The sequence below is a fragment of the Sulfurimonas sp. genome, assembly GCF_014859695.1.
Taxonomy (GTDB): Bacteria; Campylobacterota; Campylobacteria; order Campylobacterales; family Sulfurimonadaceae; genus Sulfurimonas.
Map to the genome: position 1 here is coordinate 1 of NZ_JACUTS010000098.1, position 5477 is coordinate 5477.

General features: G+C 39.5%; 8 protein-coding genes. 3 read left to right on the forward strand and 5 right to left on the reverse strand.

The window, feature by feature from the left end; translation table 11 throughout:
- Nucleotides 1-32: 32 nt before the first annotated feature.
- The 5 genes from lpxA to IBX42_RS11020 form a co-directional block, all read right to left on the reverse strand.
- A complete protein-coding gene (gene lpxA, locus IBX42_RS11000; protein WP_294932872.1) occupies nucleotides 33-824 on the reverse strand; it encodes an acyl-ACP--UDP-N-acetylglucosamine O-acyltransferase in 792 nt (263 codons plus the stop codon).
- A 14-nt stretch (nucleotides 825-838) separates the two neighbouring features.
- Nucleotides 839-1285, reverse strand: coding sequence for a 3-hydroxyacyl-ACP dehydratase FabZ (gene fabZ / locus IBX42_RS11005; RefSeq protein ID WP_294932884.1), 447 nt, complete (start codon nucleotides 1283-1285; stop codon nucleotides 839-841).
- Nucleotides 1286-1379: 94 nt separating this feature from the next.
- Entirely contained in the window at nucleotides 1380-1517 is a 138-nt protein-coding gene (locus IBX42_RS11010; protein WP_294932874.1) for a hypothetical protein, read from the reverse strand.
- 81 nt (nucleotides 1518-1598) lie between these two features.
- Nucleotides 1599-2693, reverse strand: a complete 1095-nt coding sequence (locus IBX42_RS11015) for an epoxyqueuosine reductase QueH (RefSeq protein WP_294932876.1) — start codon at nucleotides 2691-2693, stop codon at nucleotides 1599-1601.
- Nucleotides 2694-2705: 12 nt separating this feature from the next.
- On the reverse strand, nucleotides 2706-3209 hold the full coding sequence (locus IBX42_RS11020) for a peptidylprolyl isomerase (RefSeq protein WP_294932878.1): 504 nt from the start codon (nucleotides 3207-3209) through the stop codon (nucleotides 2706-2708).
- Between the two features lie 93 nt (nucleotides 3210-3302).
- Between IBX42_RS11020 and IBX42_RS11025 the strand changes: the two genes are divergently transcribed.
- The 3 genes from IBX42_RS11025 to IBX42_RS11035 all read left to right on the forward strand — a co-directional run.
- On the forward strand, nucleotides 3303-4520 hold the full coding sequence (locus IBX42_RS11025; RefSeq protein WP_294932887.1) for a HAMP domain-containing sensor histidine kinase: 1218 nt from the start codon (nucleotides 3303-3305) through the stop codon (nucleotides 4518-4520).
- Nucleotides 4520-5176: a response regulator transcription factor gene (locus IBX42_RS11030; RefSeq protein WP_294932880.1), complete on the forward strand. Its 657-nt coding sequence runs from the start codon at nucleotides 4520-4522 to the stop codon at nucleotides 5174-5176. Before IBX42_RS11025 ends, IBX42_RS11030 begins: the two co-directional genes overlap by 1 nt.
- A gap of 73 nt (nucleotides 5177-5249) precedes the next feature.
- A partial coding sequence (locus IBX42_RS11035) for a type II toxin-antitoxin system RelB/DinJ family antitoxin (RefSeq protein WP_294932882.1) occupies nucleotides 5250-5477 on the forward strand: 228 nt, incomplete at its 3' end.

The window sequence follows — 5477 nt, forward strand, 5'->3', positions numbered from 1 at the left end:
TTTGGCAGAGAGCCCAAAGCACTTGTGCTTTTTTAGTCATCGTTTTTCTTTCTTTCGTAGGGGATTCCACGTTTTGTTTTGAGAATAAAGTTGCAAAGAGTTTGGACTTGGTGGTTTTTAGTTTTTTCAATCAACTCGCTTGCAACGTCTTTTAACGGTTTTCCTGCCTCAAAAAGATCTCTGTAGGCAGATTTTAACTCATCAATATCTTCACGGCTTAAATGTCTTCTAAGCCCCGTTAGATTTAGACCTCTAAGGGTTGCGCGATTTCCCTCTGCCATACAAAAAGGAGGAACGTCTTGAGCCAGAGCAGATGCACCTGCTACCATCGCATAATCGCCGATATGAACAAATTGATGTATAGGCGTCATCCCGCCAATAACGGCATAATCACCCATCTCAACATGTCCTGCAAGTGTTGCAGCATTTGCTAAAATACAGTGATTGCCGATGATTACGTCATGCCCGACATGTACATAACCCATAAAAAGGTTGTGAGAGCCGATAATTGTTTTGCCGCCGCCGCCTTTTGTGCCGGGGTTAAAAAGGGTAAATTCTCTGATCTTGTTATTGTCTCCGATGATTAGCTCTACATCTTCGCCTGCAAACTTAAGATCTTGCGGAGCCGAACCGATTACTGCATGTGAAAAGATATGGTTATTCTTTCCAATAGTAGTTTTTCCGTAGACAGAGCTGCTTTGTTCTATCTTTGTACCGTCGCCGATGGTGGTGGCTGCTGAGATAAAACAGTATGGTCCTATCTCGACATTATCGCCTATAACCGCACCATCTTCAATAATTGCCAAAGGGGAGATTTTATTCAATGATTTACCTTTTCTTACTTATCAACTATCATAGCTTTTAGTTCAGCTTCTGATACTAAAACATTATCAACATAAGCCTTGCCGTCAAGTACCCAGATTTGACCTTTGTTTTTTATGACGCTTATGCGGTACTCAAGTCTATCACCCGGTTTTACGGGAGTGCGAAACTTCGCTTTATCGATGCTCATAAAATAGACTACTTTGTTTGCAGCTTCCTCTTCGGTCATATCGCCCATACTTTTAAATGCCAATATGCCGCCGGCTTGTGCCATTCCCTCTAAAATCATAACGCCTGGATAGATCGGATGACCCGGAAAGTGACCTTGAAATATGTTGTCGCCTATTGTTACGTTTTTAAACCCGATAAGAGACTCTTTCTCTTTAATCTCTGTAACTCTATCTAGAAGTAAAAAAGGGTAGCGGTGAGGTATAATTTTTTGAATTTCTACAACATCCATAATCATTAGTAAAACCTTTGTAATTTAATAAATTCGGTTATTCTACCAAAATAAATATTATAGAATCATTAGACTTCTTGCATAGCCCCTAATAGTCTCAGCACTTTACAGAGAGTTTTAATCGAGGCAGATGTTCTTCAGCGTAGCTGTAGCTACTCTGAAGGTTATCTAACGAAGAGTAAAGCTCTCTGTAAAGTGCCCGCAGGGAGAGATGAAAAGGGGCAACCTTGCACAAAAAAATATTTTATCCTTAGCTACGGCTAGGCATAAAAATTTGTTTTGCACAATCTTACCCCTTTTGATCTCTCTGAGACTATTAGGGGTTTTGCAAGAAGTCTATAAGTCTTTCTCTGGTGTCCTCATAAGTTTTGGCATCAAGTTCTATGGTTAGCTTTGTTTGGGGTATTTCATTTACGACAATAATCGGGCTTAAATTGTAGCTTGTATCTGTGAGTGTATCTCTAAATTTTAGCTCTTTTTCAAAACTAGGAGGGTTAAAAAGGAGCTCTTTTATATTTTTATAATCGAGATTGCACTCGGAGTTAAAGTGTTTAAGAGTTACAAACTTTATCTCTTCACGGTTGAAATAACCGACATCTTTATGCAAAAATTCAACTCTTCCCTGTGCTTTTTTTCTGGGAAGAGTGGAGTAAAAAAGTGCATAAGCGTCAATAACCTCCGTTTTGCCCGATATTACTTTGAGGCTAAATTGGCGATAGTTTAAAAACTTCTCTCTTATGATTTTATAGTCAATATTTTCATCTTCAAGCTCATTTCTGCGGTTGTAAAGTTCGAGCCTCTCTTGGATAGAGGAGGGAAGAGTAATATTTGAAAGGGGGGAGAACATCTCATCCATAAGCCGCTCTTGCTGCTCGCGCTGCATGGTTAGTCCATAGATGCAGCCGCAGTAGTCTTGACGGTAGAGTTGCTCCTCTTTTGTCACGCGGCTCTGCTCCTGAGTTCCTCCGTCTGTGCGGTAGTCAAATGAGACAAACGCAATACCGTGTTTTTGAAAAAAGAGTTCGCCGCTGCGTTTGAGCTGCTCTTGTGATTTAAGAGGACTGACAAGAAGTGTCGTCGTAAAGCTTTTTTCGCCGAGCTCAAGCGCTTTTTGGGCACTTCTCTCAAAGCGTTTGTCAAAACAGACTTCGCATCTTTTGCCTTTTTCAGGCTCGTTCTCCAAACCCCTGACAGCTTCCATCCATGCCTCAAAATCATACTCTCCCTCAAGCAGTTCGATGCCAAGTTTTTTGCATGAGCGTTTTACGTCAAGCAGTCGAAGCTGATACTCTGAATAGGGATGAATATTCGGGTCGTAGAAGAAACCGGTAAGCTTCTCATCGGGGTAGTCATGCTGCAGCTTTTGCAAGAAAAAATGTGAATCGACGCTGCAGCAGATGTGTACTAACATTTATTTGGCAGTTTAGGGACGAGTTTCAAAAATCTCGATAGAGTTGATTGCATCTTGACCTTCGATGCTATCAAGCGTTGCAAAACTCTCTGTATCATCTTTGTCTATAGCGCCAAAAACTGTATGAACACCATCAAGGTGAGGAGTTGCAACAAAAGTGATGAAAAATTGGCTTCCACCAGTGTTTGGTCCGGCATGAGCCATAGATAAAGCGCCTCTTCTATGTTTTGTTACATTTGTTTTTGTCTCACATGGGATAGCCCAGTCCGGTCCGCCTGTTCCTGTTCCTTGAGGACAGCCGCCTTGCGCCATAAATCCTGGAATTACGCGATGAAAACTAAGGTTGTTGTAAAAGCCTGACTCTGCAAGATGTGCAAAGTTCGCAACCGTATTTGGAGCCTCTTTTGGAAGCAGTTTCAACCAGATATCGCCTTTGCTTGTAGCTATCTTTGCCCACTGGAGCTTGTTTACTTCTTCTTCGCTTAACTCGTATTTTCTTAGTTTTTTGCCAAACATTCTTTGCCTTTTTTTGTAAAATATTTCGTAATTATAGTGAAATATTTTAAATAAAAGTTTTATTAAAAAATAAATGAGTGTATAATCTTGAACATGGAAATTAAATCACTATTTCAAAAGATAACAATAAAACAGGCAAATGTTTTTACGATAACGGTCATATTTTTGCTTACTATGGTTTTTGTCGCTCTTCTTGTCGATGAGATGTATAAAGACTATGAGAGGGCGCTTGAGAAGAGCTCGCTTGTAAAGAGTGAAAACACTCTAGATGCTAACCTTATAGATGAAAATAAAAAAAAGTTAAAGTCGCTTTTGGTGAGAACCGCGCTTGCCATCGTTACTCTCTCTTTTATACTTTTTGCCATATTTCTTGGATTGAACAACCTCTTTAACAAGTTTTTACAAAGAGACACCGAGGCATTTTTGAACTTTTTTAAAAAAGCGGTTGACCATGAAGAGGCAATAAACCCAGATACTATATTTTTTCAAGATTTTAAAGAGATGGTCGGTTATGCAAATGAGATGGTAAGCAAAATAAATGAGCAGAAAAAGAGCCTAAAAGAGCTAAATCTCGGACTTGAAGAGAGAGTGAAGAATAAAACGGCGGCACTTTTGGAGATAAACAAAAATCTAGAGGAGCAGAAGAGCTTTTCACAGGATCTTCTCATTGCCCAAAAGGAGTTTTTGCGCTATACGGTTCATGAGACAAATACGCCGCTTAGCGTAATACTTACAAGTATTGAGCTCTACCTTATGAAACATCCAAAAGATAGAGAACTCTCAAAAATAGAGGCTGCGGCAAAAAATATCTTCAGCATCTACGATGATTTGAGCTATCTTGTAAAAAAAGATCATATTGAGTATAAAAAGACCCCAATAAATTTCAACAATTTTCTAAGCAGCAGGATAGATTTTTTTAGAGAAGTTGCAGAGTTTTCAAGAATAAAATTTAACTACATCAACCCAAACGAAGAGCTGCATATATACTTCAATGAGACAAAGCTTCAAAGAGTAGTAGACAACACCTTGACCAACGCTATCAAATACACGCTTCCAGGCGAAAATGCAGAGGTAAAGCTTCAAAAAGCAGGAGCTTTTATAGAGTTTTTGGTAAGCAGCAGATCAAAAATTATAGAGGATACTAGAAAAGTTTTTGAAGCCTACTACAGAGAAGAGAAGAAAAAAGAGGGTTTTGGGCTTGGACTTAGACTTGTTAAGAGTATTTGCGATGAAGAGGGCGTTGAGGTGAGGGTAAGTTCAGACAACGAAATGACCACATTTAGCTATAAGTTCAAAGCGATGGGAGATTGATGAAGATACTGCTTTTAGAAGATGAGGTTATGCTCAATGAGTCAATATGCGAATATCTTCAGAGCGAAGGGCATCAGGTAGAGAGTTTCTTTGATGGACTAAAAGCGTTAGAGACCATAAAAGAGAATGTGTACGATTTGCTCATCTTAGACATTACCGTTCCGGGGCTTGACGGTTTGAGTTTTTTAGAGAAGATTCACGCACTAAAGATACATGTACCCGCAATTTATATAAGCGCTCTGGTTGACATAGAGGATATTTCGCGCGCGTATGATTTGGGGTGCAACGACTACTTAAAAAAGCCGTTTCATCTCAAAGAGCTCTCACTTAGGGTAAACAGAGTTAAAATACTAGACACGACTCCAAGAGTACATCTCAGGCTCTCAAAAAACTACAGCTACGACCAAGAACACTCAACGCTACTCTTTAACCAAGAGACGCAGATACTCACCAAAAGACAGTCCCAGATTATAGACCTCCTCTCAAGAAACAGAGGGCGCATCGTGGATTTTGAACAGTTTCAAAACTACGTATGGAGCGAGCAGATAGTAGACAACGCAACTATCAGAGCCGAAATAAACCGCCTCAAAAAAAACCTTAAAGAGGATTTTGTGATTAACGTGCGCGGGATGGGGTACATGATAGATAAGCCATAGTTTTGTAATGCAGTATTGACTTGTGCGCACAATGTGTGTTAAAATGCAGATTATTATTAGCAAAGGAGTTGTTATGAGCAGAGCTGTACAAAAAATCAGAACAAATGTCTATCTTGACTCTGATATTAAAAACAAAGCGCAAGAGATATTAAGCCAGTACGGAATTGGGTTAAGCGATGCGTTCAATATATTTTTGGCTCAAACGGTATTTGAAAAAGGCATCCCTTTTGAGATAAAGATACCTAACTCAACTTTCGCACCTAATTTACCAAAAAAACAATCCAAAAGTATTGCACTAAAG

What these genes read in the sequence shown, in the direction of transcription:
- IBX42_RS11015 (WP_294932876.1), bottom strand. Translation starts at nt 2,693, where the DNA reads ATGTTAGTACACATCTGCTGCAGCGTCGATTCACATTTTTTCTTGCAA.
- IBX42_RS11025 (WP_294932887.1), top strand. Translation starts at nt 3,303, where the DNA reads ATGGAAATTAAATCACTATTTCAAAAGATAACAATAAAACAGGCAAAT.
- IBX42_RS11020 (WP_294932878.1), bottom strand. Translation starts at nt 3,209, where the DNA reads ATGTTTGGCAAAAAACTAAGAAAATACGAGTTAAGCGAAGAAGAAGTA.
- IBX42_RS11030 (WP_294932880.1), top strand. Translation starts at nt 4,520, where the DNA reads ATGAAGATACTGCTTTTAGAAGATGAGGTTATGCTCAATGAGTCAATA.